Below are 26400 nucleotides of genomic sequence, written 5' to 3'. Positions count from 1 at the left end.
CCGAAGCCGGGCCCGAGGTGTGGCGCCGTCGTCATGACCGGCGCCTTTTCGTAGGTGGGAACGCACCCGCGGGCCGTCAAGGCCCGCTCCGGAGCAGGCGCGGAACCGGACGCGCGGGCGCGAGATGATTGTGGCCGGGCGGGCCAGCGTGTAACCCTCATCCGGCCGGCGTGGCCGGCGCAGCCCGAGCCGAGACGCGATGAGCCTCTTCTCCATCCCGAGCAATCCCGTCCCCGAGGGCGCCGTCACCGGAGAGATCGTCGCCGCGGACGGCGTGCGCCTGCGCTACGCGCGCTGGATGCCGGAGAGCGGCCTGAAGGGCACGGTCGCCATCTTCACTGGCCGGGCCGAGTTCATCGAGAAATATTACGAGGTGGTGCGCGAGCTGCGCGCGCGCGGCTTCGCGGTGGCGATCCTGGACTGGCGCGGCCAGGGCGGCTCCCAGCGGCTGCGGCGCAACCCGCGCAAGGGCCACGTGCGCCGCTTCGCGGACTACCAGCTCGATCTCGACGCCTTCGCCCGCGAGGTGCTGCTGCCCGATTGCCCGGCGCCCCACTTCGCCATCGCCCATTCCATGGCCGGCGCCGTCATGCTCCAGTCGGTGGTGGCGGGGCGGCGCTGGTTCGACCGCATGGTGCTGGTGGCGCCCATGCTGCGGATCGACGCCCTTCCCGTGCCGCGCCTAGTGCGCGCGCTGGTCACGACGCTCTCCTGGTGCGGCCTCGCCCGCGCCTTCGTGCCCGGCGGGCGCGGCACCCCCATCACCGAGGTGCCGTTCGCGCGCAACCGCCTCACCTCCGATCCCGCGCGCTACGGCCGGACGGCGGAAATGGTGCGGGCCTTCCCCCAGCTCGGCCTTGGCGCCCCCACCAACGGCTGGCTCCACGCCGCCTTTCGCGCCATGGACCAGCTCGCCGACCCGGAGGTGGTGCGCGAGATCCGCCAGCCGCTGCTGATGGTGGCCGCCGGCGGCGAGCAGGTGGTCTCAAACCCCGCCATCGAGCACCTGGCCACCCGCCTCATCGCCGGCGCCCAGGTGGTGGTGCCCGCCGCGCGGCATGAGATCCTGATGGAACAGGACTTCTTCCGCGCCCAGTTCTGGGCCGCCTTCGACGCCTTCATCCCCGGCACGCCGGTGGCCTGAGGCGCCCCCCGCCTCAGGCGGTGAGGATGCGCAGCGCCTGCTCGTGCACCGCGCGGCTGCCGGCCGCCACCACGCGCCCGCCCTTCGCCGGCGAGCCGCCCTCCCAGCTGGTGACCACGCCGCCCGCGCCCTCGATGATGGGGATCAGCGCCACGATGTCGTGGTCCTTCAGCTCGGTTTCGATAACCAGGTCCACCAGCCCCGCCGCCAGCATGCAGTAAGCGTAGCAGTCGCCGCCGTAGCGCGAGAGGCGGGCCTGCTCCTCCACGCGGGAGAAGGCCGCCCGGTCCGTCGTGTTCATGAGGCGCGGGCTGGTGGTGAAGAGGATGGCATCCTCGACGCGGCCGCAGTCGCGCACCCTCAGCGCGCGCTCGCCGGCCGGGCCGCGATAGCGCGCGCTGGCGCCGTCGCCGAAGAAGCGCTCCTTGATGAAGGGCTGGTGCATCATGCCGTAGACCGGGTCACCCTCCTTCAGCAGGCCGATGAGCGTGCCCCAGGCGGGCAGGCCGGCGATGAAGGACTTGGTGCCGTCGATGGGATCGAGCGCCCAGACATAGGGCGCGTCGGCGGCCACGTTGTCGAATTCCTCGCCGATGATGCCGTGGCTCGGAAAAGCCTCGCGGATGAGGCGGCGCATCACCTGCTCGGCGGCGCGGTCGGCCTCGGTCACGGGGTCGAACGCCTTGCCCCGGCTCTTGTCCTCCACCCCGAGCGCGGTGCGGAAGAAGGGCAGGATCGCCTCCCCCGACACGGTCGCGAGCTTGTGGACGAAATCGTCGATGGCGACGGCGGTCATGATACGCGCACTCCGATGGGCGAGCGCGCGGGGACGCGCGCAAACGGAAATGGGCGGCGCACCGCCCGGCCGTTCATGGAGATGCAGCGGATGGGGGGCGGGATCAAGTGCGATCGGTGTGAGTCGGCGCCCGATGGCGCGTCGGCGCGCATGCCAAGGCGGCATAACCGATTAAAGATTAGGCAGATGAAAGGAAGCCCCGGATTTCCCAAGCGCTTAGGCGTCACATAGCTGCCTAAACAATCCGCGCCTATGCACCTTGATGCACACATGGGCAAGCCGCATATTGATGCAGCGCGGCATTGCTTGTTGCGGTGCCGCTGCCCTCCTTGGGCGTTTCCTCCCTAGACTTGGGCCGCTCCCCATGGGTCAGCGGCCCCTTTCTTTTTGGCCGAGCCCCGGACCGGTTTCACCCGCTCCCGACGGCTCGCCTGCCCCCACTCACATCCGCATGGAAGCTTCGCGCCTCGCGAGGGCGTGCGCCGACGGCGTGACCCGGCGGGCGAGGCCACGCGATTCGGCTCGAAAGACATGAGAGATCCGTGCCGGAGCCCGCCCGAAAGCCTCGCCGCGCCTTTCGGGCGGAAAATTTCATATTAAAAATCAAATACATGGCGAAATTCACGGGAATGCGACAAACCGGCACTTGATTTTTGGCAGTGCACTCGGCTATTTGTGCATTGCGACATGGCGATTGGCGTCGCTGTGTCGCTGCCCTCCTTGGGCGTTTCCTCCCTAGACTTGGGCCGTTCGCCAACGCGGACGGCCCCTTTCTTTTTGGGCACCCTCTTCCGAGATCCCGCCCTCAGCCTCGCCCCGCCGCTTCTTTGTCGGCGCCTTCCTTTGCGAGGCCGCTCCGGACTTTTTTCGCCATCGCCGGACTGCAGGGCCCTTTTCGAGCCTCTGGCCCGCCCTGCGCGAAGGCTTGCCCGAACACCTGCGCCCACCGGAATTCTTCTGTACACCGGCAAGCCTAAGGCAATGCCTTTCCGCGCGGCGCTCGGAAATTCAACCGCGTCAAATTCGTATAACTGCCATTCAAAAAACGCAAGGCACCATTTTCAAATTTGCAGAGCCTTGTCACGCGGCCGTCGTTGAGGACGAGCCGCGTCACCGCCGGCATGCAGGTTTTGAAGGGCCTATTCCGCCGCCGCGCGGGGCGTATCGAGCACCGCAAGTACCTGGGCGAACACGCGCGGCATGGCATTGCGGATGTCGGATCGCAGCTGCTCGAAGCCCGCGCCGCGCACATAGTGCGCTTCCTCCATGTAGAGGGCGCGGTTCACCTCGATCTGCACCGCGTGCAGGCCGGCGGCGGGGTTGCCGTAGTGCTCGGTGATGTAGCCGCCCGCATAGGGCTTGTTGCGCAGCACCCGGTAGCCGGCCGCCGACAGCTCCCGCTCCAAAGCGGCGGTGACGATGCTGGAGCAGCTCGTGCCGTAGCGGTCGCCGAGCACGAAGTCCGCCCGCAGGGTCTCGTCACGGGCGGAGGTGGAGGGCATGGAGTGGCAGTCCACCAGCACCGCGAGGCCGAATCGCTGCTGGGTGGCGGCGATGAGCCGACGGAGCGTCTGGTGGTAGGGCTTGTAGAACGCCTCGATGCGCGCGAGCCCCTCCGCCACCGTCAGCCGCCGCGGATAGATCTCCTGCGCGTCACCCACCACGCGGGCGATGGTGCCGAGCCCGCCCGCCACCCGCACCGAGCGCGTGTTGCAATAGGGCGGCAGCCGCCCCTCGAACATGCGCGGGTCGAGCTCGTAGGGCTCACGGTTGAGATCGAGGAAGGAGCGCGGAAACAGGGCGCGCATCAGCGGCGCGCCGGCGTTCACCACGTCCTCGAATAATTCGTCCACGAAGCTGTCCTCGGACCGGCGCAGCGTGGCAAAGTCCAATCGCGCCTGCGCCACGAAGCTCGTGGGGTAGATGCGGCCCGAATGCGGGGAGTTGAAGATGAACGGCCCGGCGGCGGCCTCCGGCCCCAGGATCTCGAATGTGGGATCAATGGTCTCGGCGAGGCAGGCAGTCATCGCGCGCCGTGAAACTCCGGAAGGATTCTAAATGCTTGTTCCGCCTACATGATGCCCGTCGAGAGGGGGGCTTGTGAAGGGGGCGCGGCACTTTCACTCCGAATTTACCCGATTGGGCGAGACATTCACATGGGTTCCGGCCGCGACGGCGGGACTGCGGCATACGATTGATCAGGGGAAACGGCGTGTCCAAGATCCTGCTCGCCGAAGACGACAACGACATGCGGCGCTTCCTCGTGAAGGCGCTGCAGAATGCCGGCTATTCGGTGGCTTCCTACGACAACGGCAAATCCGCCTACGAGCGGATGCGCGAGGAGCCGTTCGAGCTCCTCCTCACCGACATCGTGATGCCGGAGATGGACGGGATAGAGCTGGCGCGCCGCGCCACCGAGCTCGATCCCGACCTCAAGGTGATGTTCATCACCGGCTTCGCCGCCGTCGCGCTGAATGCCGACGGCGAGGCACCGGCCGAGGCCAAGGTGCTCTCCAAGCCCTTCCACCTGCGCGACCTCGTGTCCGAGGTCGGCAAGATGCTGGACGCCGCCTGACCACCCTCCGGCTGCCCTCGCGTTTCCCACAGGCGCGAAAAGGCTGGTGAAATCAGGCAGTTACACGAACCTTGAGCGAACCGGGCTCCGCTTCGCTCAAAAACCATTCCGGGCGCCTTGCTTCGCGGACGCGAAGTCGATATAGAGGCGCCTCCTGCAGGTGGGGCGCGTAGCTCAGCGGGAGAGCACTACGTTGACATCGTAGGGGTCACAGGTTCGATCCCTGTCGCGCCCACCATTTCTTCCCGACCATCCAGGCTTCGGCCGAACCGCGTGTCAAGCGTGCATCGCATGCGCGTACGCCGTGCCATCCTCCGGTCCGGCAGCGGCCGCGAGAGGACGCGACGGCCTTCAGAGCGTGACACCGGCGCCTGTCCACAACGCGATTGACGCCGCCCCCTCCAGGCGGCATCAGCGCGCCAGAGGTGCCGCCATGACCCTGCCCCCCGCCCCGCTTCCCGCCGATCATCCCCCCGTCGCCTTCGGGCGCATCGGCGTGCTCATCGTCAATCTCGGCACCCCCTCGGGCACCGACTACTGGTCCATGCGGCGCTACCTGAAGGAATTCCTCTCCGACCGGCGGGTGATCGAGGTGAACCCGCTGGTGTGGGCGTTCGTGCTCAACGCCATCATCCTCACCCGCCGCCCCGCCGCCAAGGGCCGGGACTACGCGAAGATCTGGAACACCGCGCGGAACGAGGGCCCGCTCCTCACCATCACCCGCGCCCAGGCGGAGACGCTCTCCGGCATGCTCGCCGGCCGCGATTCGCGCCTGGTGGTGGATTTCGCCATGCGCTACGGCGCGCCCTCCATCGCCGAGCGGCTCGGCGCGCTGCAGCAGGCGGGGTGCGAGCGCATCCTTGTGGTGCCGCTCTATCCCCAATATGCCGCCGCCACCACCGCCACCGTGGCCGACAAGGCGTTCGACGCGCTCAAAGCCATGCGCTGGCAGCCGGCGGTTCGCATCGCCCCGCCCTGGCACGACGACCCGGTCTATATCGACGCGGTGGCGCAGGACCTGGAGCGCCACCTCGCCGCGCTGGATTTCGAGCCGGAGGTGATTCTCGCCTCCTTCCACGGCATCCCCAAATCCTACCACCTGAAGGGCGACCCCTATTCCTGCCAGTGCGCCAAGACGGCGCGCCTGCTACGGGCACGGCTCGGCATGGGGGAGGAACGGCTGCGCCTCACCTTCCAGTCGCGATTCGGGCGCGAGGAGTGGCTCCAGCCTTATACCGACGCCACCGTGAAGGCGCTCGCCGAGAGCGGCGTGAAGCGCATCGCCGTCTTCAATCCCGGTTTCGTGGCGGACTGCCTGGAGACGCTGGAGGAGATCGGGGTCGAGAATCGCGACATCTTCCTCGCCCATGGCGGCGAGAAGTTCGCCGCCATCCCCTGCCTCAACGACGGCCCCGCCGGCATGCGCGTGCTGGAAGACGTGGTGATGCGCGAGCTTGGCGGCTGGATCGACCGCTGACCCCAGCAGGAGCCGGGGGCTCCCGCACGGACCGCGGTTTCCGATCGACGCGGCAGCCCTCAAGCCGCCGCGCGGGTCGGGAGGCTCATCGGGCCCCCGCCGTCACACCGGGCGGCGGTCCTCGATGGTCTTGGCGTCCGCCGGCAGGGTGCCGGGCGCGAGAAGCGTGAGGCGGCCGCGCAGCTTGGTGGCGGCGCGCAGGTCGTCCAGCAGCGCCTCCTGCGCGAGGGATGCGGCGTCGGCCACCTCCACTTCCAGCAGCATGTCGTCCGCATCGCCAAGCCGCTCCACCACGAGGCGCGCCCTGGCCACGGCGGGATGCTTCTTCACCGCCGCGCTCACCTGCACCGGATGCACGAACATGCCGCGGATCTTGGTGACCTGGTCGGCCCGGCCCATCCAGCCCCTGAGCCGCACGTTGGTGCGCCCGCAGGGGCTCAGGCCCGGCAGCACCGCCGAGAGATCGCCGGTGGCGAAGCGCACCAGGGGATAGTCGGCGTCGAACAGGGTGACGACCACCTCCCCCACCTCCCCCTCGCTCTCCACCGGATCGCCGGTGCCGGGGCGCAGGATCTCCACGAGGCAGCCCTCGTCCACGATCATCCCCTCCTCCGCCTCGCTCTCATAGGCCACGAGCCCGAGATCGGCGGTGCCGTAGCACTGGCGGGCGGTGATGCCGGCCGCCTTCAGCTCGGCCCGGTGGGCGGGCAGGAAGGCCTCGCCGGTCACCAGCGCCTTCTTCAGGGAGGAGATGTCGGTGCCGCTCTCGCGCGCCTTGTCGAGCAGGATCTTGAGGAAGGAGGGGGTGCCGCCGTAGCCGTCGGGACGGATGTCGGCGATGGCGCGCAGCTGCAGGTCGGTCTGCCCCACGCCCGCCGGCACCACCGCGCAGCCCAGCGCATGGGCGCCGCCCTCGATCATCGAGCCCGCCGGGGTGAGATGGTAGGAGAAGGAATTGTGCACGATCTCCCCGACCCGGAAGCCGGCCGCGTAGAGCGCGCGGGCGAAGCGCCAGAAGTCCGGCCCGTGCCCTTCCGGATCATAGATCGGCCCCGGCGACATGAAGATGCGCGACAGCCTGCCCGGCGGCACCGCGTTCAGCCCGCCGAAAGGCAGGCTCCTGGGCTGGATCTCCAGCAGGTCCGACTTTCGGGTGACGGGGAGCTTCGCCAGCGCGGCGCGACTGGTCAGCGCCTGCGGCTCCACATCGCGGAACAAGGCGGCGAAATAGGCCGACCTGCCCTTGGCGTGTGCCACCTGGGCGGAAAGCGCCGCCAGCAGCGCCGCCTCGCGGGCTTGCGGGTCGCGGGTTTCGGCGGCGTCGTAATAGCGGTTCGGATCGGTCATCGCGCGGCCTGCGGAAGAGGTTTGATGGCGTCACGGCGGGGGCGGAGGCTTCACAGCCACCTTTTGCGGCGCTTGAAGCTCTTGAGGTTCTTGAAGGACTTGCGCTCCTCGCCGCCGCCCTGGCCGAGGTAGAATTCCTTCACGTCCTCGTTGGTCTGCAGCATCTGCGCGGTACCATCGAGCACGATCTTGCCCTGCTCCATGATGTAGCCGTAGTCCGCCACGGAGAGCGCCACCCGCGCGTTCTGCTCCACCAGCAGGATGGTGGCTCCCAGCTCCACGTTGAGCTTCTTGATGATGGCGAACACCTCCTTCACCATCAGTGGCGAGAGGCCCATGGAGGGCTCGTCCATGAGGATGAGCTTGGGGCGGGCCATCATGGCGCGGCCGATGGCCAGCATCTGCTGCTCGCCGCCGGAGAGATAGCCGGCGAGGCCCGTGCGCTCCTTGAGGCGCGGGAAGAATTCGTAGACGCGCTCGATATCGCTCTTCACCTCATTGTCGCGCCGGGTGAAGGCGCCGAGGCGCAGATTCTCCAGCACCGTCATGTCGGAAATGATGCGCCGGCCTTCCATGACCTGGAAGATGCCGCGCCGCACGATCCTGTCCGGCTCGATGCCGTTGATCTTCTCGCCCAGGAAATTGACCTCGCCGCGGGTGATCTCCCCGTCCTCGGTCTTCAGCAGGCCGGAGATGGCCTTGAGCGTGGTGGACTTGCCGGCCCCGTTGGAGCCGAGCAGCGCCACGATCCGGCCCTTCGGCACCTTCAGCGAGAGGCCGCGCAGCACCAGGATCACGTCGTTATAGACCACCTCGATGTTGTCCACCGAGAGCAGCGGGGCGGACCCGGCCTCGGCGGCCGGTTCGAGCTTCAATGCGGCTTGGGCCATGGGCGCCTCCAAAATCTGTCGTCCTGCGGGCGGAAGGGGCGCCGCGCCATGGCGGCGCCCCGCCGGCTCACCAGCCCTGCAGCTCGGTCTTGCGGGGCAGGTCCACGGTGGTGACCTTCTCCAGCTTGATGGTGCCGTTCTTCACCAGCTCGGTCACGGAGGCGTCCGTGGGGCCGGTGACGACGGCGCGGTAGAGATCGACGCTGGTGGTGGGGCGATGGTCGCTCGCGGTCCAGGTGGAGGGCTTGCACACGCCTTCCATGCCCTTCGGCACCCAGTCCGCCTTCTGGTACATGCCGTCGCGGATGTTGACCCCGGTGACGCCGCCGTGCTTGTCCGCCCACTCCATGGCCTCCTTCATGTAGAGGGCGGTGCAGATGGCGGTGAGGTAGTGCACCGGGCGATAGGTGTTGCCCGAGGGATCGGAGATCTTGGAGATCTCACGCGCGGTGGCGAGGCCGGGCGCATCGCCGGCCCAGGTGGTGGCGGTGCGCACCGGGAACACCACGCCGTTCGCCGCCTCGCCGGCCGCCTTCATGGCGTTCTCGTCCATGCCCCACACATTGCCGAGGAACTGCACGTCCACCCCGGCGGTCTTGCAGGCCTTCAGCACCGAGATGTTGGAGCCGGCGGTATTGCCGAGATAAGCGTAGTTGGCGCCCGACTGCTTGAGCGTGAGGCACTGGGGCGTGTAGTCGCCGGGGGTGAGGGCGAAGGTGATGGGGTCCAGCACCTCGAAGCCCAGCTCCTTGGCATAGGCTTCGGCCGCCGCCTTGGGCGAGTTGGGATAGGGGTGGTTGGCGCCCATGTGCACCCATTTGGGCTTGCCGGGCTTGCCCTTGGCCTTCCAGTCGTCGGCGGCCCACTGCACCATGGCGCGGGCGGAGTCGGAATAGGACGGGCCGTAGAAGAAGTTGAAGGGCGCGGCGCGCTCGCTCTTCTCGTTCACCTTGCCCTTCGGGTCGGTGAGGGAGGCCGAGTAGGAACCCGAGAAATAGGGAATCTGCTCCTTGGTCACCATGGCCACCAGGGCCTCGGTGTCGGCGGTGCCCCAGCCCTGGATGGCGACCACCTTGTCGGAGCCCACCCACTTCTTGAAGGCGGCGAGGGCGCGGGGCACCTGGTAGCCGTATTCGTTGAAGTCGGAATTGATCTTCTTGCCGTCCACGCCGCCCTTGGCGTCGATGAAGGCGATGGTGTCCTGGATGCCCTGGCCGTAGGGCTGGCCCACGTCCGAGGTGCCGCCCGAATAATCGGCGAGGTGGCCGATGTTGATGTTCTGGGCCAGCGCCGGCGCGGCGGCGGCGAGCGCCAGCGTCGAGGCCAGCGTGAAGGCGGCGGCTTTGGTCTTCCTCATGGTCATCTCCTTGGCGTTTCCTCTTGCGCGGCGATTGTTCGCCGTCGGTATTCAGGCCCGGCCGACGGCCCGTGAGCTCTTCTCAGGGGCCGTCGGCATAAAGCTCAGAACGAGAAGGGATAAAGCTTCCAGTAGGCCTTGATCTGGCGCCAGCGGTGGGCAAGGCCGTCCGGCTCGAAGATCAGGAACAGGATGATGGCGGCGCCGATCAGCATCTCGCGCATGTAGGTGATGCCGTCCTTCAGGTGCAGCGCGTGGTCGATGGCCGAGCCCGAGAGCGCGGAGGCGAGCCAGCCGGTGGCCTCCGGCAGCAGCACCATGAAGATGGTGCCCATGAGCGAGCCCATGATGGACCCCAGTCCGCCGATGATGATCATGCCCAGGAACTGGATGGAGAAGAGGATGTCGAGCCCCTCCACCGACATGAACCCCACGTAGTGGGCATAGAGCGCCCCGCCGATGCCGGCGTAGAAGGACGAGATGCCGAACGCCATGGTGCGGTATTTCGCGAGGTTCACGCCCATCATCTCGGCCGAGAGATAATGGTCGCGCACCGCGATCAGCGCCCGCCCGTCGCGGGAGCGCATGAGGTTGGTGGCGCCGAGATACATGACCACCACGAAGAACAGCACCACGTAGAAGTATTTGTCGTCGCCCGAAAGGTCGTAGCCGAACAGGGTGAAGGGCGCGGCCATGGCGCCGTGGGTGCCGCCGGTGAACCATTCCGCGCGGACGAAGAAGTCCTGCAGGATGAACTGTGCGGCCAGGGTCGCGATGGCGAGGTAGAGCCCCTTCACCCGCGCCGCCGGCAGGCCGAAGATGAGGCCCACCACAGTGGTCCACGCCCCCGCGAGCACGATGGCGAGCGGCACCGGCACGCCCTTGTCGGCGAGATAAGCGGAGGCAAAGCCGCCGAAGCCGAAGAACACCGCATGGCCGATGGAGATCTGGCCGGAGAAGCCGACCAGGATGTTCAGCCCCAGGGCCGCGATGCCGAGGTATCCGATCTGGATGAACAGGCTCAGCACGTAGCGGGAGAAGAAGAAGGGCGCGAAGCACAGGGCCACCACCGCCGCCACGCAGAACAGCATGGCGAGGCGGGTCTGGAAGATGGTCTGGTCGGCCCTGTAGCTGGTGCGGTAGTCGCCGCACGGGCGCATGGTGTTGATGGCCATGGGATCAAACCCTCTCGATGTCGCGGGTGCCGAACAGGCCGTAAGGCTTGATCATGAGGATGATGATGAGGGCATAGAAGGGAATGATCTCATAGAGATTTCCCACCTTCAGGAACTGGCTGTCCACGTACTGTCCGAGGTTTTCCAGGAGGCCCACGATGAGCCCGCCCACCACCGCGCCGAAGATGCTGTCCAGGCCGCCGAGGATGACCGCCGGGAACACCTTGATGCCGAAGTAGGAGAGGGCCGACGAGACGCCGTTCACCATGCCCACCACGACGCCCGCAACCGCAGAGACCGCCGCCGAGATGCCCCAGGAGAGCGCGAACACCTGCCGCACCGAGATGCCGAGCGACTGCGCCACCTGCTGCGAGAAGGCGGTGGCCCGCATGGCGAGGCCCATCTTCGAATATTTGAAGAACCACGCGAAGCCGGCCATGATGGCGAGGCTCACGCCGGTGGACATGAGATAGGCCGTCTGCACCTGCAGGCCCAGCACGTTCACCTTGTCCACGCTGAAGATGGGCGGGAACGGCTGCGCGAAGGTGCCGAACATCCACTTCATCAGCGCCTGGAAGAAGATGGACATGCCGATGGTCACCATGATGACCGAGATGATCGGCTCGCCGATGAGCGGGCGCAGGATCACCATCTGCACCGCCATGCCGAACACCATCATGAAGCAGACGGCGATGAGGAAGCCCCAGAAGAAGGGGATGTTCCACGCCGTGAGCAGCCACCAGCACACCCACGCGCCGATGAGCAGGAACTCGCCCTGGGCGAAGTTCACCACCTGCGAGGCCTTGTAGATGAGCACGAAGCACATGCCCACCACGCCATAGAGCGTGCCGATGATGAGCCCGTTGATGATGAGCTGAAGAAGAAGCTGGGATTGCATCAGTTGAACTCCGCAAAAGCCCTCTCCCGCGCGGCGGAAGAGGTCGGGAGAAGGCCGGAACGGCGCGGCGGGGCGCCGGCGGTGCGCATGCTGCCGGAAGGCGCGGCCGCGCGCGGATGGAAGGCCCGCGCCATCACGCCGCCCTCCGCGATCCGCCGGCGGGCTCGGGGCCGAGGTCGATCACGTCGAGCGTGGTCTTCACCCGCTGCTTGCTGCCGTCCTGGAAGGTGATGGTGGTGTCCACGTCGATCACTCTCTCCCCGGCATACATGGAGTCGATGATCGAGCCGTAGCGCTCGTTGATGACGCCGCGGCGCACCTTGCGGGTACGGGTCAGCTCGCCATCGTCGGCGTCCAGCTCCTTGTAGAGCAGGAGGAAGCGGCCGATGCGCTGCTTTTCCGCCAGGGTCCGGTTCACCTCCTCCACCTCCTTGCGCAGGAGCGCGATGACTTCCGGCTTTGAGGACAGGTCCGTATAGGTGGTGAAGGCGATGCGGTTCTTCTCCGCCCACTTCGAGACGATGGAGAAGCGGATGCAGATGAGCGCGGCGAGGCTGTCGCGGTTGTCGCCCAGCACCACCGCCTCCGCCACATAGGGCGAGAACTTCAGCTTGTTCTCGATGTATTGGGGCGAGAAGCGGTCGCCGTGGGATGTCTTCGCCATGTCGCGCACGCGGTCGATGACCACGAGATGGCCCTTGCCGTTGAAGTATCCGGCATCGCCGGTGCGCATCCAGCCCCCTTCCGCGAACGACTTCTTCGTCTCCTCATCGTTGCGGAAGTAGCCGGTGAAGCAGTTGGGGTGGCGCGTCACCACCTCGCCGAGGCCGTTGGGATCAGGATCCTCGATGCGGATCTCCACCCCCTCGAACGGCACGCCGACCGTATCGAAGTCCACGTCGTCCGCCTTGTGGAGCGTGTAGGCGCCCAGCGTTTCGGTCTGGCCGTAGAGCTGGCGCATGGGCACGCCCAGGGCGAGGAAGAAGCGGAAGGTGTCCGGCCCCAGCGCCGCGCCGCCGGTGGCCGCCGATTTCAGGTGGGTGAAGCCCAGCCGGTCGCGCAAGGCGCGGAACAGGATGAAGTCCGCCAGCGGCGAGCGCTTGCCCTCGTCCAGCGCCTTGAGGCCCAGCTTCATGCCGAGATCGAACATGGCGCGCTTGAGGGCCGAGGAATCCATCATGCGCGCGCGCACGTCGGCGGCGATCTGCTCCCACACCCGCGGCGCGAACAGCACGAAGGAGGGGCCGATCTCGCGCATGTCGGCCATCAGCGTCTCCGGCTCCTCCACGAAGTTCACCTTCATGCGGGAGATGAGCGCCTGCCCGAAGGCGTAGATCTGCTCCATGATCCACGGCATCTGCAGCACGCTGACGTATTCGTCCGTGGGCCCGCGCGGGTCCATGTCGAGATAGGCGCGGCAATGCTTCAGCACCGCGCCGGCGGTGAGCATGGCGAGCTTGGGGTGGGAGGTGGTGCCCGAGGTGGTGCACAGGATGGCGACATCCGCGCCCTGGCCCACGCTCACGAAGCGGGCGTAGCGGTTCGGATCCTTGGCGGCGACGGCGCGGCCGCGCTCCTCCAGCGCCTTCAGCGAGACGAGGCGCGGGTCGTCGTACTTGCGGATGCCGCGCGGGTCCGAATAGACGATGTGGCGGACGGTGGGGATCTTGTCGTCGAGCGACAAGAGCTTGTCCACCTGCTCCTCGTCCTCGGCGAACACCACGGCCACGTCGGCATAGGTGACGAGATAGGCCACCTCGTCCGCCAGCGCATCCCGGTAGATGCCGAGGCTCATGCCGCCGAGCGCATGGGCGGCGATCTCCCCCATCAGCCACTCGGGACGGTTGTCGCCCAGGAGGGCGACCACGTCGCCGCGCCGGACGCCCAGGCTTTCGAGGCCGAGCGTCATGGCCTCCACCCGGTCGGCGACCTCCTTCCAGGTGTAGGAAATCCAGATGCCGAGGTCCTTCTCCCTCAGCCAGGTGTCGCCCGGATGCCGCGCGGCATTGTGGGCCAGGAGCTTGGGGAAGGTGTCATGCTGCGTCACGTCCGGCCAGTCGCGGGCGGAGGAGGTCGCGGCGGTGGTCATTGCGGTCGTCATGGCGGCGCTCACGCGGAAAGGGCGGCGGGTTCGGGCTCGTCTTCCAGCAGAGGGTCTTCCTCGCCGAGATAGGCCTTGCGCACATGCGGGTCGGCCAGCACGGCGGCGGGCTCGCCCTCCACCAGCTTGCGGCCGAAATCGAGCACCATCACGCGGTGGGAGATGTCCATCACCACCCCCATGTCATGCTCGATCATGATGATGGTCATGCCCCACTCCTCGTTCAGGTCGACGATGTAGCGGGCCATGTCCTCCTTCTCTTCCAGGTTCATGCCCGCCATGGGCTCGTCGAGGAGGATGAGCTTGGGCTCCAGCGCCACGGCACGAGCCAGCTCCACCCGCTTGCGCAGGCCGTAGGAGAGGGTGCCGGCGGTGGCCTTGCGCACGTGCTGGATGTCGAGGAAGTCGATCACCTCCTCCACCTTGCGGCGATGCTCCAGCTCTTCCTTCTGCGCGCCGCCGAACCAGTAGAGGGCTCCGGTGAAGAGGTTGTTCTTCAGCAGATGGTGGCGGCCGACCATGATGTTGTCGAGCACGCTCATGTGGCTGAAGAGGGCGAGGTTCTGGAACGTGCGGCCGATGCCGATGGCGGCCCGCCGGTTCGGCTTCAGGCGGGTGACGTCCGCGCCGTCGAACACCACGCGGCCCTCGCTCGGGGTATAGCGGCCCGAGATGCAGTTCAGCATGGAGGTCTTGCCGGCGCCGTTGGGGCCGATGATGGAGAAGAGTTCTCCCGGCTTCACATGGAAGCTCACGTCGGTCAGCGCCTTGAGGCCGCCGAAGCGCAAGGAGATGTTTTCGACGCTCAGAAGCGCGCGCGCGTCCGCAACAGCTTGCGGGACCACGGAAGTGGTGCTCAAGCTCGTTCCTCCCTATGTGACGGGAGAATCGGGCTTTTGCCCCCTCCCCCGCTTTGTGCGCCCCGCTCCGCCAGTGGCTTTGCGTTTGGCTCGGCGCATGTGCCCGATCGTTGCGTCAGGCTTATGGAAACAATCAAGCGTTCTTTTTTTATCTGGTCAAGCGGCTTTTCATGCCGCAGGATGAACTTGCATCACCGGGCCGGCGCGACCAGTCTGGCGGGCATCGCAGCAAAAGGCACGCGCGTTCGCGCGGGCCTCGTTTCCCGGGCCGGGCCTGCCGGCCGCTCAACGTCCTGAAGGCCATGGCGCGCACCATCGGTTCCAACGGTACCCGCACCGCCGAGGCGATCCGCCAGGCCGGCGTGAAGCTCATCTACCGGCACGGCTACGAGGCCATGAGCCTCCGGCAGCTCGCGGCCGAGGTGGGGCTGCAGTCCGGCTCGCTCTACAAATATTTCGAGAACAAGCAGAACCTGCTGTTCGACATCGTGCGCGAGCACATGCAGGACCTGCTCGCGAAGGCGGAGGCGGACCTCGCGGGGATCGAGGCCCCCCTCGCCCGGCTGAAGGCATTCACCGCCTTCCACCTGCGCTACCACATGACGCGGATGGCCCACGTCTTCATCGCCAACATGGAGATCCGCTCGCTCGAGGACGAGCACCGGGCCGTCATCATCGCCCAGCGCCACCGCTACGAGGGGCTCTTGGAGGAGACCCTGCGCCGCGGCGCCGAGGCCGGCGTGTTCCAGGTGAGCGAACCCAAGGTCGCCACCTACGCCATCATCTCCATGCTCACGGGCATCTGCATGTGGTACCGGCCCGAGGGCCGCCTGTCCCAGGACGACATCGTGGAGACCTATACCGGGCTCGTGGTGGGCGGCGTCACCGGCGCGCAGGGCGCCCTGGCGGCGGCATCCCTCCAGGCGGCGCCGGCGGGCGAATCAACGCGCGGCGCCCTCGCCGGCGCCACCCCGGACACGGCGGGGATCGCCGCGGCGCCGGACAGGACCGCCCCCGCCAAGAGCACGGCAAAAGCGCGGAAAAGCGCCGCGAAGGACACCGCGAACGGAGCCCCGCGGCCGGCGGCGCGCGCACAGGGCTGAGCCCTCGGGGACCGCGGGCCGCATCGCGCCCCTGCGGTCCCGCGCAGAAAGAAGCCCCGCCCCCTCTTGCGTCCCACGGAAAAAAACGTACGATCGTTTCCAAGCCGACGACGATCGGCATGGAGGACACGCCCCGACCGAACGCCGCCGGCTCCCCGCCGGCGCAGGGCGCCGCGCCCGCGGTGCCGGCGGAGCCTCGTCCTCCCATCACGCGAACGGGCCCAGCGCCCTGAGGACGAGGCCGCTCATGGCGATCATCGAGGATGCGGTGGACCGCCGCTCCGACGCATTCCGCCGCAACAGGGAGGCGCTGGAGCAATCCGTCGCCGACCTGCGCGCCAAGGTCGAACAGGTGTCGGAGGGCGGCGGCGAGGTCGCCCGCGAGCGGCACCTGAAGCGGGGCAAGCTGCTCCCGCGCGACCGCATCCGCACCCTGCTGGACACCGGCTCCCCGTTCCTGGAGCTCTCCCAGCTCGCCGCCTTCGGCATGTACGAGGACGATGTGCCCGCCGCCGGCATCATCACCGGCATCGGCCGCGTCTCGGGCCGCGAGTGCGTCATCGTCGCCAACGACGCGACGGTGAAGGGCGGCACCTACTATCCCATGACGGTGAAGAAGCACCTGCGCGCCCAGACCATCGCGCGCGAAAACCACCTGCCCTGCATCTATCTCGTGGATTCCGGCGGCGCCAACCTGCCCAACCAGGACGAGGTCTTCCCCGACCGCGAGCATTTCGGCCGCATCTTCTTCAACCAGGCCAACATGTCCGCCGAAGGCATCCCGCAGATCGCGGTGGTGATGGGCTCGTGCACGGCGGGCGGCGCCTATGTGCCGGCCATGGCCGACCAGTCCGTCATGGTGAAGAACCAGGCCACCATCTTCCTAGGCGGCCCGCCGCTGGTGAAGGCCGCCACCGGCGAGGTGGTGACCGCCGAGGAGCTGGGCGGGGCGGACGTGCACACCCGCACCTCCGGCGTCGCCGACCACATGGCGGAGAACGACGCCCACGCGCTGGGCATCGCCCGGTCCATCGTGGCGGACCTCAACCGCGCCAAGGCGCACAGTCTCGACATCCGCGAGCCGCGCGCGCCGCTCTACGATGCAAAGGAGATCTATGGCATCGTCTCGGCCGACCCGAAGCACCCCTTCGATGTCCGGCAGATCATCGCCCGCATCGTCGATGCTTCCGAGTTCGACGAGTTCAAGCCGCTCTACGGGCCAACGCTGGTGACGGGCTTCGCCCGCATCTTCGGCTACCCCGTCGGCATCGTCGCCAATAATGGGATTCTCTTTTCCGAGAGCGCCCTGAAGGGCGCGCATTTCGTGGAACTGTGCGCCCAGCGCAACATTCCGCTCGTGTTCCTGCAGAACATCACCGGCTTCATGGTGGGGCGGAAGTATGAATCCGGCGGCATCGCCAAGGATGGCGCCAAGTTCGTCACGGCGGTATCGTGCGCCAGCGTGCCGAAGTTCACGGTGGTGATCGGCAATTCCTTCGGCGCCGGTAATTACGGCATGTGCGGGCGCGCCTTCGACCCGCGCTTCCTGTGGATGTGGCCCAATGCCCGCATCTCGGTGATGGGCGGCGAGCAGGCGGCCGGCGTGCTCGCCCAGGTGAAGCGCGACGGCATCGAGGCGCGCGGCGGCAAATGGACCGGCGCGGAGGAGGAGGCGTTCAAGGCCCCCATCCGCGCCCAGTACGAGCGCCAGGGCCACCCCTATTATTCCTCCGCCCGCCTGTGGGACGACGGCGTGATCGACCCGGCCGACACCCGCATGGTGCTGGCCCTCGCCCTCTCCGCCGCCCTCAACGCCCCCGAGCAGGAGACGCGCTTCGGCGTGTTCCGCATGTGATGGCGCCCCTCCAGCCGACCGGAAGGCAGCCATGAGCCTCCTCACCGCCACTGAGGACGGCGTCCGCGTCCTCGCCCTCAACCGGCCCGAGGTGCTCAACGCCTTCGACGACGCCCTCATCGCCGCGCTCACCCGCGCCTATGAGGACGCCATAGCCGATCCCGGCGTGTGGGCCATCCTGCTGAAAGCCGAGGGCCGCAGCTTCTGCGCCGGCGGCGACCTCAACTGGATGCGCCGCATGGCCTCTTACTCCCATGCGGAGAATCTGGAGGACGCGCGCCGGCTGGCCGCCCTCATGCGCACCATAGACCTCTCCCCCAAGCCCACATTGGCGCGGGTGCATGCCTCGGCCTTCGCCGGCGCCACCGGCCTCATCGCCGCCAGCGACATCGTGGTGGCGGTGCCGGAGGCGGAATTCGCGGTGACCGAGGTGCGTATCGGCCTCATCCCGGCGGTCATCAGCCCCTATCTGGTGCGGGCCATGGGCGCCCGGCAGGCGCGACGCTATTTCCTGACGGGGGAGCGCTTCTCCGCCGAAACAGCGTGCACCCTCGGCCTCGTGCACGAGGTGGTGCCCGCCACGGAGCTCGACGCGGCGCTCGCCCGCCACCTCAAGGCGCTGAAGGCCGCGAGCCCGGCGGCGCTCACCGCCACCAAGGACCTCATCGGCGCCGTGGACCGCCCCCTCGACGACGCCGTCGTCGAGGACACCGCCCGGCGCATCGCCGACATCCGCGCCAGCACCGATGGCAAGGAGGGCGTCTCGGCCTTCCTGGAAAAACGAAAAGCCCAATGGGGAAAAGGGGAAACGCCATGAGCCGAGCGATCCGCACCCTGCTCGTCGCCAACCGGAGCGAGATCGCGGTCCGCGTCATGCGCACCGCGCGGGCGCTGGGCCTCGGCACGGTCGCCGTCTATTCGCAGGCGGATGCCGACGCCCTCCATGTGGCGGAGGCGGACGAGGCCTATCCCATCGGCCCCGCCCCGGCCCGCGAGAGCTACCTGAGGATCGACGCCATCCTCGACGCCGCCCGCAAGGCGGGGGCGGACGCCATCCACCCCGGCTACGGCTTCCTCTCGGAGAATGCCGAATTCGCGGAAGCCTGCGAGAAGGCGGGGCTGGTGTTCGTGGGGCCGCCCGCCGCGGCCATCCGCGCCATGGGCTCCAAGAGCGCGGCCAAGGCGCTGATGGAGAAGGCCGGCGTGCCCCTCGTGCCCGGCTATCACGGCGAGGACCAGGACCCGGCGCTGCTGGCGCGCGAGGCGGCGCGCATCGGCTATCCCGTGCTCATCAAGGCCTCCGCCGGCGGCGGCGGCAAGGGCATGAAGGTGGTGCGCTCCGCCGCCGAGTTCCCGGACGCCCTCGCCTCCGCCCAGCGTGAGGCGAAAAGCGCCTTCGGCGACGACCGGGTGCTGGTGGAGAAGTATCTCACCACCCCGCGCCATATCGAGGTGCAGGTGTTCGCCGACAGCCACGGCAATGCCGTCTACCTCCACGAGCGCGACTGCTCCATCCAGCGCCGCCACCAGAAAGTGGTGGAGGAGGCCCCGGCTCCCGGCATGAGCGCCGAGCGCCGCGCCGCCATGGGCAGGGCCGCGGTGGATGCCGCGCGGGCCGTGGGCTACGTGGGCGCGGGCACGGTGGAGTTCATCGCCGAGGGCGACGCCTTCTACTTCATGGAGATGAACACCCGGCTCCAGGTGGAGCATCCGGTGACGGAGGCCATCACCGGCCAGGACCTGGTGGAATGGCAATTGCGCGTCGCCGAGGGCGCGCCACTGCCGCTTCGGCAGGAGGAGATCCCGCTGAAGGGGCACGCCATCGAGGTGCGCCTCTATGCGGAGGACCCGGCGCGGGATTTCCTGCCCCAGGTGGGCACCCTCGACCATCTGGTGCTGCCCGCCCACGTGCCGGGCACGCGCGTCGACACCGGCGTGCGGGCCGGCGACACGGTCTCCATCCATTACGACCCGATGATCGCCAAGATCATCGTGGCCGGCGCCGACCGTTCCGAGGCGGTGGGCCGCCTCCAGGCCGCGCTCGCCGCCACCGAGGTGGTGGGCCTGGCCACCAACCGGGTGTTCCTGAAGGCCATCGCCACCCACCCCGCCTTCGCGGCGGCCGAGCTGGACACCAATTTCATCGCCCGCCACGCGGCGGACCTGCTGCCCGCACCCCGGCCGGCGGGGGACCCCGTGCTCGCCCTCGCCGCCCTCGCCATCCTGAAGGACGAGGCGCGCCAGTCGGCCGAGGCGGTGGACCTCGCGGACCCCTTCTCCCCCTGGGGCCGCGCGCCGGGCTGGCGGCTCAACCGCGACGCCCACGTGGACCTCACCTTCCAGGATCCGCACGCGGAGGGCCGCACGGTGGTGCGCGCCCACTTCAAGCCGGAAGGCTTCCTGCTGGACCTGCCCGGCGGCCGCATGAGCGTGGAGGGCGAGGCCGACGGCGAGGGCCGCCTTCAGGCCCGGCTCGACGGGGTGAAGCTCTCCGCCCGCGTGGTGCGCGCCGGCAGCCAGCTCACGGTGTTCGTGCGCGGCGGCGAGTTCACGCTGGAATTCATCGATCCGCGCCTCGCCTCGCTGGCGGCCACCGGCACCGCCGGGCGGCTGGTGGCGCCCATGCCGGGCACCATCATCCGCATCGCGGTGGAAGCCGGCCAGCAGGTGGCCAAGGGCGCGCCGCTGGTGGTGGTGGAGGCCATGAAGATGGAGCACACGGTGGCCGCCCCGCGCGACGGGCGCGTCACCGCCCTCAACTTCGCGGTGGGTGACCTCGTGGACGAGGGCGCCGAGCTGCTCGTGCTGGAGGACGCCTGATGGCCCGCCCCGCTTCCGTCCGCATCGTCGAGGTGGGCCCGCGCGACGGGCTCCAGAACGAGCCGGGCCTGGTGCCGGTGGCGGCCAAGGTGGCGCTCATCGATGCCCTGGCCGACGCGGGATTGCGGGCGATCGAGGCCGGCTCCTTCGTCTCGCCCCGATGGGTGCCGCAGATGGCCGACACCGCCGAGGTGCTGGCCGGCATCACGCGGCGTGACGGCGTGCGCTACCCCGTGCTCGCCCCCAACCTGAAGGGGCTGGAGCTGGCGCTCGCCTCCGGCGTGGAGGAGGTCGCGGTGTTCGCCGCCGCCTCCGAGGCGTTCTCCGCCAGGAACATCAACTGCACCATCGCCGAGAGCCTGGAGCGCTTCGCGCCGGTGATGGACCTGGCGCGGGCGCGCGGGGTGGCGGTGCGCGGCTATGTGAGCTGCGTGCTGGGTTGCCCCTACCAGGGCGAGGTGCCCCTCGCCAAGGTGGTGGAGGTGGCCGAAACCCTCGCAGCCATGGGCTGCTACGAGGTGTCCCTGGGCGACACCATCGGCGTCGGCACGCCGGACAAGGCCAAGGCCATGGCGCGGGCGGTGGCGGAACACATCGGCCTCGCGCGCACCGCCGTGCATTTCCACGACACCTACGGCCAGGCGCTGGCCAACGTGCTCGCCTGCCTGGATCTGGGCATCGCCACGGTGGATGCGGCGGTGGCCGGGCTCGGCGGCTGCCCCTATGCCAAGGGCGCCTCCGGCAACCTCGCCACCGAGGACCTCGTCTACATGCTGGACGGGCTGGGGGTGGAGACCGGCGTGGACCTCGGCCGCCTCGCCGCCGCCGGCCGCGCCATCACCACCGCCCTCGGCCGCGCGCCGTCTTCACGCGTCGCCCAGGCGCTGGCGGCGAAGGCCGGCTGAGGGCGGGGCCGGCGCCTCACGCGGCCGCCCCGTCCTGCGGCTGGAAGCGCCATGGGGAGCGGCCCGCGGGAAAGTCTCGCGGGCCTTTGGCCTCACAGGGGGCCCAGCTCGGTCACCTCGCGGCGGAACGGCAGCGCGTCGCCCAGGTCCGGCGTGTCCAGCTCGCGGGCGTAGCGATGGCCGGCGTAGGTGGCCCAGGCGATGGGCGCGGGCGCGGCCGCATCGCCGAAGATCTTCACGGAGCGGATGCCGGCGTCGGCCCATTCGGCCTCGCGCGCCAGGAGGTCCCGGTAAAGGGCGTCCTGCGAGAGGCGGGAGGCCACCATCACCACGCCGTCGCACGCCAGCGGCCGGCGGGCATCGGTGTAGACGCAGTTCGTCTCCACCCCGTCCGCTCCGATGGCGGTGACGCCGGTATTGAGGCGGATGTCGACCCCGAGCCCGGCGAGGCGCACATGGATGGCACCCTGCTCCAGGGTGTTGCGCGTCCAGTCCGAGACATAAGCGGAGGGCGTGACGAGGGTCACCTTCGCGCCCGCCCGCGCCATCACCTCGGCCATCACCCCGCCCATGTAATAGTGGTCATCGTCATAGACCACGATGGTCCGGCCGGAGAGATCCTGCGGATGGGCGCCGGCCATCACGTCGTCGGGGGTCCACAGGGGCATGGCGGGGTCGATGGCCATGGGCACCACGTGCTGGCGCGCCACGCCGTCACCGCGCCAGCGCGCGCCGGTGGCGATGGCGACATGCTCGAAGCCGAAGGCGAGGATGTCGTCGGCCGAGAGGCGGCTGTCGAAATAGGTCTCCACATTGGGGCGCTGGGAGATCTGGTACTGGCGGTAGTCCACCACCCGACCCCAGGCGGAAAGCCCCGGAAGCAGCCGCTCGCGGGCGAGGCGCCCGCCCAGCACGGTGCCGGCCTCGGCCAGCGCCACGTCGTAGCCGCGCAGAGCGAGCGCCCGCGTGGCCTCCAGGCCCGCCGGCCCCGCGCCCACCACCAGCACGCTATGGCTCTCGCCCTTGGGATTCATCCGCTCGGGGTGCCAGCCCTTGCGCCACTCCTCCATGAAGGTGGGGTTCTGCGTGCAGCGGCTGATGGACATGGTCATGTCGCCGGTGATGCAGATGTTGCAGCCGATGCACTCGCGGATGTCCTCGATCCGGCCTTCCTCCACCTTCTTCGGCAGGAAGGGATCGGCGATGGAGGGGCGCGCGCAGCCGATGAAATCGAGCACGCCCTGGCGGATCATGCGCGCCATCACGTCCGGCGAGGTGAAGCGGCCCACCCCCACGACGGGACGGGACGACAGCTCGCGGATGCCCTTCACCAAGGCTTCCTGGGCGCCCTCTTCCTTGAAGCGCGAGGGGCCCGAGCAATCCTCCCAGGCGCCGTGGGCGAGGTCCCACAGGTCCGGCAGGTCCGCGTTCATGGCCACGTAGTCGCGCACCTCGGCATTGGAGAAGCCGAGCGTGCCGATGGTCTCGTCGAGGCTCACGCGCATGGTCACGGCCATGGTGTCGCCCACCGCGTCGCGGATGTCGGCCACCACCTCCTGCGCGAAGCGGGAGCGGTTCTCCAGGCTGCCGCCGTATTCGTCCGTGCGCTGGTTGGTGGCGCGCGAGAGGAAGTGCTGGAAAATGCCGAAGCCGTGCGCGCCGTAGAGGCAGATCAGGTCGAAGCCGGCGAGCCTGGAGCGCAGCGCAGCGTTCACGAACCAGCGGCGCAGGTTGCGGATGTCCGTGCGGTCCAGGGCGCGGGCCTGCACCGGATCGTTGGTGAAGGTGCGGATGGGCAGGGCCGAGGGCGCGAGCGGCACCTCCTTGGTGTAGAAGTTCGGGCCGTTGATACCCGAATAGGCAAGCTGGATGCCGGCCAGCGCCCCGTGCGTCTTCATCGCCTCCGACATCCGGCGCAGGGCGGGGATGTCCTTGTCCTCCCACAGCCTCAGCTCGATGAAGGGCGTGATCTCCGAGGTGTGGTGCATCTCGGTCTGCTCGGTGAAGATCACTCCCCACCCGCCTTCGGCCTTGATGCCCCGCATGGCCGCCGCCGCCGAGGGGTCGCGATAGCCGCCGCCGTTGCAGTGGGGCACCTGGTAGAAGCGGTTCTTCGCCGTCAGCGGCCCGATCTGCCGGGGCTCGAACAGGATGTCGTATCTCGCGTCGCGCATCGAAGCTGTTCCTGGCGCCCCCTGCCGGGTGCGCTGGGTGAGGGGGGCGGCGCGGGCCGGAAGGGACGGCCCGCGCTCCGGCCGATCAGGCCCGGTACTTGATCCAGGTGGTCTTCAGCGCCGTGTACTTGTCCAGGGAATGGAGCGAGAGGTCCCGCCCGAAGCCGGACTGCTTCATGCCGCCGAACGGCGTCTGGGCGGAGAGCGCGTCCACCGTGTTGACCGAGACCGTGCCCACGTGGAGCCGCTCGGAGACCCGCAGCGCCCGGCTGAGGTCGTCGGTCCACACCGAGGCGGCGAGGCCGTAGATGGAATCGTTGGCGAGGCGCACCGCCTCCTCCTCCGTGTCGAAGGCGACCACGGAAAGCACGGGCCCGAAGATCTCCTCGCGCACCAGCGGATCGTCGGTCCGCACCTCGTCGAAGATGGTGGGCGCCACGAAGCAGCCCTTGCCATCCACCTGCACGCGCGCGCCGCCGGTCACGAGGTTGGCGCTCGCCTTGCCCGCCTCGATGAAGCGCATGATGCCCTGGGTCTGCTTCTCGTCGACGATGGCGCCCATCTTCGAGGCCGGATCCAGCGGGTCGCCGGGCTGCATGGCCTGCGCGCGGGCCGCGAGCTTCTCCACCAGCGCGTCCTTGATGGAGCGCTCCACGTAGAGCCGCGAGTTGGCCGAGCACACTTCGCCCTGGTTGAAGAAGATGCCGAAGGCCGCCATGTCGGCGGCGGCGTCGAGGTCGGCGCAGTCGGCGAACACGAGGTTCGCGCTCTTGCCGCCGGTCTCCGGCCACACCGGCTTCAGGTTCGACTGCCCGGAATACTGCATGAACAGCTTGCCCACCTCGGTCGAGCCGGTGAAGGCGAGGCAGTCCACATCCATGTGCAGGCCCAGCGCCTTGCCCGCCGTGGCGCCGAAGCCGGGGACCACGTTGAGCACGCCGTCGGGCACGCCCGCCTCGGCCGCCAGCTCGGCGAGCCGCAGCGCGGAAAGGGGGGATTGCTCGGCCGGCTTCAGCACCACAGAATTGCCGGCCGCGAGCGCGGCGGAGGCCTTCCAGGTGGCCATGTCCAGCGGGAAGTTCCACGGCACCACGGCGCCGACCACGCCCAGCGGCACCCGGCGCACCAGCGCCAGGTCTCCGGCGGCGGTGGAGGCCACCTCGCCATAGAGCTTGTCGATGGCCTCGGCATACCACTGGAAGAAATGGGCCGAGCCGGGCGCGTCGATGGTGGCGGCATCCGTCACCAGCTTGCCCATGTCGAGGCTGTCCAGCAGGGCCAGTTCCTCGAGATTGGCGCGGATCAGCTCGGCGAGGCGCAGCATCACCGCCTTACGGTCGCCCGGCGCCATGCGGCTCCAGCGCCCGCCCTCGAACGCGCGCCGCCCCGCGGCCACCGCGCGGTCGATGTCGGCGGCGTCGCAGGCCGCCACCTGCGCCAGCACCGCGCCGGTGGCCGGGTTGATGCTGTCGAAGGTCTCGCCGGAGCGGGCATCGACGAACCGGCCGTCGATGAACGCCTGCCGGCGGAAGCTGATCCGCGCCGCGCGCGCCGCCCAGTCCTCTCGGGTGTAGTTCCGCATGGCGTGCCTCTCCCAAAGCGTCTTCAAGCGAAGCGGAAACCGGTTCGCGTGACGAAAACGCGCAACATAAAAGGGCCAGGGCGCTTCATCGCTTCCGGGAAGCCATGAAGCGCTCCTGTCTCATACCATCGGCCCCGGCCTTTGACCGGTGCCGAGCGGGTCCGCTCAAGCGCCGCGCAGGCTTCCCCAAGGGCCCTTGGTGTCACTCGTCTCCGGGCACGCCGTAGGACGGCGCTTCCCGCGGGTCGAGGGCGCGCTGGATGTAGGCGCCCATCTGCGGCTTGTAGATGCTCCACGCGGTGGCGACAGCCTCGATGGGGCAATCCAGCGTCCAGTCGCAGCGCAGGTCCGCCACCGGCCAGCTCACCTTGTCCACGATCCTGATCCCAGCCGAATGGACGGGACCCGCCTCGCCCCCGGCCGCGAGCCCGGCACGCAGCGCCGCCACGAGCCGGTCGCCCAGATGGCCGGTCGCGGCGCGGAAACCGTCGATCATGGCCTGGGGCACGTCGCCGTCGGCGAGCAGGTTGCCCCCCGCCGCGGCATCCTCGCCCCAGGCCTCCGCCCAAAGGCCCAGGGCCCTGGCGCCGGAATGGACGGCGGCGGCGCCGGTGCGATCCACCGCCAGCACCTGCCGGTACTCCATGAAGCGGCAGGACCGGCGCAGCTCGGCGATGGCCTCCCCGGCCCCCATGCCGCTTTCCATGAGATCGAGCGCGCGCGGGCCAAGGGCGGGGTCCGTCACATTCTGCGAGGCCACCGCCCCCACCCCGGCGCGGGCGAACGCGCAGCGCGCGGCCACCGCCGGGGAGGAGGAGGAGATGGCGACGCCGAACATGCCCGTCTCGCGGCAGCGGGCGACCAGGGAGAAGGTCATCGCATCACTCCGGGATGACGGCGGTTCCGTCGATCTCCACCAGCCACTCGGGCCGCGCCAGGGCGCTCACCACGAGGCCGGTGGACACCGGGTGCACGCCTTTGATGTACTCGCCCATGGTGCGGTAGACCGCCTCGCGGTGGCGGACATCGGTGATGTAGACCACCACCTTCACCAGGTGCTCCATGGAGCCGCCGGCTTCCTCGATGAGCTGGCGCATGTTCTGCATGACCTTGTGGGTCTGCTCCACCGGGTCATGGCTCGTGATGTTCACGGCGTCGTCGAGGTTCTGCGGGCACTGGCCGCGCAGCCACACGATCCTGCCGCCCTGCGTCACCACCGCCTGGGCGAGGTCGTTGTCGAGCTTCTGCTCGGGGTAGGTGTCCTTGGTGTTGAACTTGCGGATGCGGGTATGCGCCATTTCGCCCTCCGTTGGGTCGCGCGCGGGGTCTGAAGGGAACGGG

At 68.8% G+C, this 26400-nt stretch carries 21 protein-coding genes and 1 tRNA gene; 9 read left to right on the top strand and 13 right to left on the bottom strand.

Going from position 1 to position 26400, the window contains the following annotated elements; genetic code table 11:
* Positions 1–199 precede the first annotated feature (199 nt).
* Positions 200–1144 (top strand): alpha/beta fold hydrolase, encoded by a 945-nt coding sequence (locus tag V5F75_RS04870; protein ID WP_394033354.1) that lies wholly within the window; start codon positions 200–202, stop codon positions 1142–1144.
* Positions 1145–1157: 13 nt separating this feature from the next.
* On the opposite strand, the gene hisN is transcribed toward V5F75_RS04870, so the two are convergent.
* Positions 1158–1940 carry a histidinol-phosphatase gene (hisN, locus tag V5F75_RS04865; RefSeq protein WP_394033353.1) on the bottom strand — a complete coding sequence of 261 codons (783 nt, stop codon included), beginning with the start codon at positions 1938–1940 and terminating at the stop codon, positions 1158–1160.
* A gap of 1139 nt (positions 1941–3079) precedes the next feature.
* Positions 3080–3967 (bottom strand): N-formylglutamate amidohydrolase, encoded by an 888-nt coding sequence (locus tag V5F75_RS04860; RefSeq protein ID WP_394033352.1) that lies wholly within the window; start codon positions 3965–3967, stop codon positions 3080–3082.
* Between the two features lie 221 nt (positions 3968–4188).
* Here V5F75_RS04860 and V5F75_RS04855 point away from each other — a divergent pair, with 221 nt between their 5' ends.
* The 3 genes from V5F75_RS04855 to hemH all read left to right on the top strand — a co-directional run bounded on the left by V5F75_RS04855 (position 4189) and on the right by hemH (position 5992).
* Entirely contained in the window at positions 4189–4515 is a 327-nt protein-coding gene (locus tag V5F75_RS04855) for a response regulator (RefSeq protein WP_509212170.1), read from the top strand.
* Positions 4516–4678: 163 nt separating this feature from the next.
* Positions 4679–4753 (top strand) — tRNA-Val (locus V5F75_RS04850).
* 195 nt (positions 4754–4948) lie between these two features.
* Positions 4949–5992: a ferrochelatase gene (gene hemH / locus V5F75_RS04845; RefSeq protein ID WP_394033351.1), complete on the top strand. Its 1044-nt coding sequence runs from the start codon at positions 4949–4951 to the stop codon at positions 5990–5992.
* Positions 5993–6094: 102 nt separating this feature from the next.
* Here hemH and V5F75_RS04840 read toward each other — a convergent pair whose 3' ends face one another.
* The 7 genes from V5F75_RS04840 to V5F75_RS04810 all read right to left on the bottom strand — a co-directional run bounded on the left by V5F75_RS04840 (position 6095) and on the right by V5F75_RS04810 (position 14620).
* Positions 6095–7339 carry a phenylacetate--CoA ligase family protein gene (locus V5F75_RS04840; protein ID WP_394033350.1) on the bottom strand — a complete coding sequence of 415 codons (1245 nt, stop codon included), beginning with the start codon at positions 7337–7339 and terminating at the stop codon, positions 6095–6097.
* A gap of 50 nt (positions 7340–7389) precedes the next feature.
* Positions 7390–8229: an ABC transporter ATP-binding protein gene (locus V5F75_RS04835; RefSeq protein WP_394033349.1), complete on the bottom strand. Its 840-nt coding sequence runs from the start codon at positions 8227–8229 to the stop codon at positions 7390–7392.
* Positions 8230–8296: 67 nt separating this feature from the next.
* Positions 8297–9592, bottom strand: a complete 1296-nt coding sequence (locus V5F75_RS04830; RefSeq protein ID WP_394033348.1) for an ABC transporter substrate-binding protein — start codon at positions 9590–9592, stop codon at positions 8297–8299.
* 98 nt (positions 9593–9690) lie between these two features.
* A complete protein-coding gene (locus V5F75_RS04825; RefSeq protein WP_394033347.1) occupies positions 9691–10761 on the bottom strand; it encodes a branched-chain amino acid ABC transporter permease in 1071 nt (356 codons plus the stop codon).
* Positions 10762–10765: 4 nt separating this feature from the next.
* Positions 10766–11659, bottom strand: a complete 894-nt coding sequence (locus V5F75_RS04820) for a branched-chain amino acid ABC transporter permease (RefSeq protein WP_393987504.1) — start codon at positions 11657–11659, stop codon at positions 10766–10768.
* A 133-nt stretch (positions 11660–11792) separates the two neighbouring features.
* Positions 11793–13760, bottom strand: coding sequence for a long-chain fatty acid--CoA ligase (locus tag V5F75_RS04815; RefSeq protein WP_394033346.1), 1968 nt, complete (start codon positions 13758–13760; stop codon positions 11793–11795).
* 8 nt (positions 13761–13768) lie between these two features.
* Complete coding sequence (locus tag V5F75_RS04810; RefSeq protein WP_394033345.1) at positions 13769–14620, bottom strand: ABC transporter ATP-binding protein; 852 nt, start codon at positions 14618–14620, stop codon at positions 13769–13771.
* Between the two features lie 302 nt (positions 14621–14922).
* Here V5F75_RS04810 and V5F75_RS04805 point away from each other — a divergent pair, with 302 nt between their 5' ends.
* The 5 genes from V5F75_RS04805 to V5F75_RS04785 all read left to right on the top strand — a co-directional run bounded on the left by V5F75_RS04805 (position 14923) and on the right by V5F75_RS04785 (position 21303).
* Complete coding sequence (locus V5F75_RS04805; RefSeq protein WP_394033344.1) at positions 14923–15723, top strand: TetR/AcrR family transcriptional regulator; 801 nt, start codon at positions 14923–14925, stop codon at positions 15721–15723.
* A gap of 247 nt (positions 15724–15970) precedes the next feature.
* Positions 15971–17578 carry a carboxyl transferase domain-containing protein gene (locus tag V5F75_RS04800; protein WP_394033343.1) on the top strand — a complete coding sequence of 536 codons (1608 nt, stop codon included), beginning with the start codon at positions 15971–15973 and terminating at the stop codon, positions 17576–17578.
* A gap of 31 nt (positions 17579–17609) precedes the next feature.
* Positions 17610–18395, top strand: coding sequence for an enoyl-CoA hydratase/isomerase family protein (locus V5F75_RS04795; protein WP_394033342.1), 786 nt, complete (start codon positions 17610–17612; stop codon positions 18393–18395).
* The gene (locus V5F75_RS04790; protein ID WP_394033341.1) at positions 18392–20398 is read left to right on the top strand and encodes an acetyl/propionyl/methylcrotonyl-CoA carboxylase subunit alpha; all 2007 of its coding nucleotides are present in this window, start codon (positions 18392–18394) and stop codon (positions 20396–20398) included. The genes V5F75_RS04795 and V5F75_RS04790 overlap by 4 nt, the downstream gene beginning before the upstream one ends.
* Complete coding sequence (locus tag V5F75_RS04785; protein ID WP_394033340.1) at positions 20398–21303, top strand: hydroxymethylglutaryl-CoA lyase; 906 nt, start codon at positions 20398–20400, stop codon at positions 21301–21303. The genes V5F75_RS04790 and V5F75_RS04785 overlap by 1 nt, the downstream gene beginning before the upstream one ends.
* Positions 21304–21395: 92 nt before the next feature.
* Here V5F75_RS04785 and V5F75_RS04780 read toward each other — a convergent pair whose 3' ends face one another.
* The 4 genes from V5F75_RS04780 to V5F75_RS04765 all read right to left on the bottom strand — a co-directional run bounded on the left by V5F75_RS04780 (position 21396) and on the right by V5F75_RS04765 (position 26357).
* Positions 21396–23477, bottom strand: coding sequence for an oxidoreductase (locus V5F75_RS04780; protein ID WP_394033339.1), 2082 nt, complete (start codon positions 23475–23477; stop codon positions 21396–21398).
* An 85-nt stretch (positions 23478–23562) separates the two neighbouring features.
* Complete coding sequence (locus tag V5F75_RS04775) at positions 23563–25059, bottom strand: aldehyde dehydrogenase (RefSeq protein WP_394033338.1); 1497 nt, start codon at positions 25057–25059, stop codon at positions 23563–23565.
* Between the two features lie 202 nt (positions 25060–25261).
* On the bottom strand, positions 25262–25936 hold the full coding sequence (locus V5F75_RS04770) for a DUF1028 domain-containing protein (RefSeq protein ID WP_394033337.1): 675 nt from the start codon (positions 25934–25936) through the stop codon (positions 25262–25264).
* Positions 25937–25940: 4 nt separating this feature from the next.
* Positions 25941–26357, bottom strand: a complete 417-nt coding sequence (locus V5F75_RS04765; protein WP_394033336.1) for a RidA family protein — start codon at positions 26355–26357, stop codon at positions 25941–25943.
* Positions 26358–26400: the final 43 nt, after the last annotated feature.

The sequence above is a fragment of the Xanthobacter albus genome, from assembly GCF_043194895.2.
Lineage (GTDB): Bacteria > Pseudomonadota > Alphaproteobacteria > Rhizobiales > Xanthobacteraceae > Xanthobacter.
Note: the sequence above shows the minus strand (reverse complement) of the source record. Positions and strands in the feature narration are given on the sequence as shown.

Excerpts from the sequence above, each read along its gene's own strand:
- V5F75_RS04870 (WP_394033354.1), top strand. The coding sequence starts at position 200 with ATGAGCCTCTTCTCCATCCCGAGCAATCCCGTCCCCGAGGGCGCCGTC.
- hisN (WP_394033353.1), bottom strand. The coding sequence starts at position 1,940 with ATGACCGCCGTCGCCATCGACGATTTCGTCCACAAGCTCGCGACCGTG.
- V5F75_RS04860 (WP_394033352.1), bottom strand. The coding sequence starts at position 3,967 with ATGACTGCCTGCCTCGCCGAGACCATTGATCCCACATTCGAGATCCTG.
- V5F75_RS04855 (WP_509212170.1), top strand. The coding sequence starts at position 4,189 with ATGCGGCGCTTCCTCGTGAAGGCGCTGCAGAATGCCGGCTATTCGGTG.
- hemH (WP_394033351.1), top strand. The coding sequence starts at position 4,949 with ATGACCCTGCCCCCCGCCCCGCTTCCCGCCGATCATCCCCCCGTCGCC.
- V5F75_RS04840 (WP_394033350.1), bottom strand. The coding sequence starts at position 7,339 with ATGACCGATCCGAACCGCTATTACGACGCCGCCGAAACCCGCGACCCG.
- V5F75_RS04835 (WP_394033349.1), bottom strand. The coding sequence starts at position 8,229 with ATGGCCCAAGCCGCATTGAAGCTCGAACCGGCCGCCGAGGCCGGGTCC.
- V5F75_RS04830 (WP_394033348.1), bottom strand. The coding sequence starts at position 9,592 with ATGACCATGAGGAAGACCAAAGCCGCCGCCTTCACGCTGGCCTCGACG.
- V5F75_RS04825 (WP_394033347.1), bottom strand. The coding sequence starts at position 10,761 with ATGGCCATCAACACCATGCGCCCGTGCGGCGACTACCGCACCAGCTAC.
- V5F75_RS04820 (WP_393987504.1), bottom strand. The coding sequence starts at position 11,659 with ATGCAATCCCAGCTTCTTCTTCAGCTCATCATCAACGGGCTCATCATC.
- V5F75_RS04815 (WP_394033346.1), bottom strand. The coding sequence starts at position 13,760 with ATGACGACCGCAATGACCACCGCCGCGACCTCCTCCGCCCGCGACTGG.
- V5F75_RS04805 (WP_394033344.1), top strand. The coding sequence starts at position 14,923 with ATGGCGCGCACCATCGGTTCCAACGGTACCCGCACCGCCGAGGCGATC.
- V5F75_RS04800 (WP_394033343.1), top strand. The coding sequence starts at position 15,971 with ATGGCGATCATCGAGGATGCGGTGGACCGCCGCTCCGACGCATTCCGC.
- V5F75_RS04795 (WP_394033342.1), top strand. The coding sequence starts at position 17,610 with ATGAGCCTCCTCACCGCCACTGAGGACGGCGTCCGCGTCCTCGCCCTC.
- V5F75_RS04790 (WP_394033341.1), top strand. The coding sequence starts at position 18,392 with ATGAGCCGAGCGATCCGCACCCTGCTCGTCGCCAACCGGAGCGAGATC.
- V5F75_RS04785 (WP_394033340.1), top strand. The coding sequence starts at position 20,398 with ATGGCCCGCCCCGCTTCCGTCCGCATCGTCGAGGTGGGCCCGCGCGAC.
- V5F75_RS04780 (WP_394033339.1), bottom strand. The coding sequence starts at position 23,477 with ATGCGCGACGCGAGATACGACATCCTGTTCGAGCCCCGGCAGATCGGG.
- V5F75_RS04775 (WP_394033338.1), bottom strand. The coding sequence starts at position 25,059 with ATGCGGAACTACACCCGAGAGGACTGGGCGGCGCGCGCGGCGCGGATC.
- V5F75_RS04770 (WP_394033337.1), bottom strand. The coding sequence starts at position 25,936 with ATGACCTTCTCCCTGGTCGCCCGCTGCCGCGAGACGGGCATGTTCGGC.
- V5F75_RS04765 (WP_394033336.1), bottom strand. The coding sequence starts at position 26,357 with ATGGCGCATACCCGCATCCGCAAGTTCAACACCAAGGACACCTACCCC.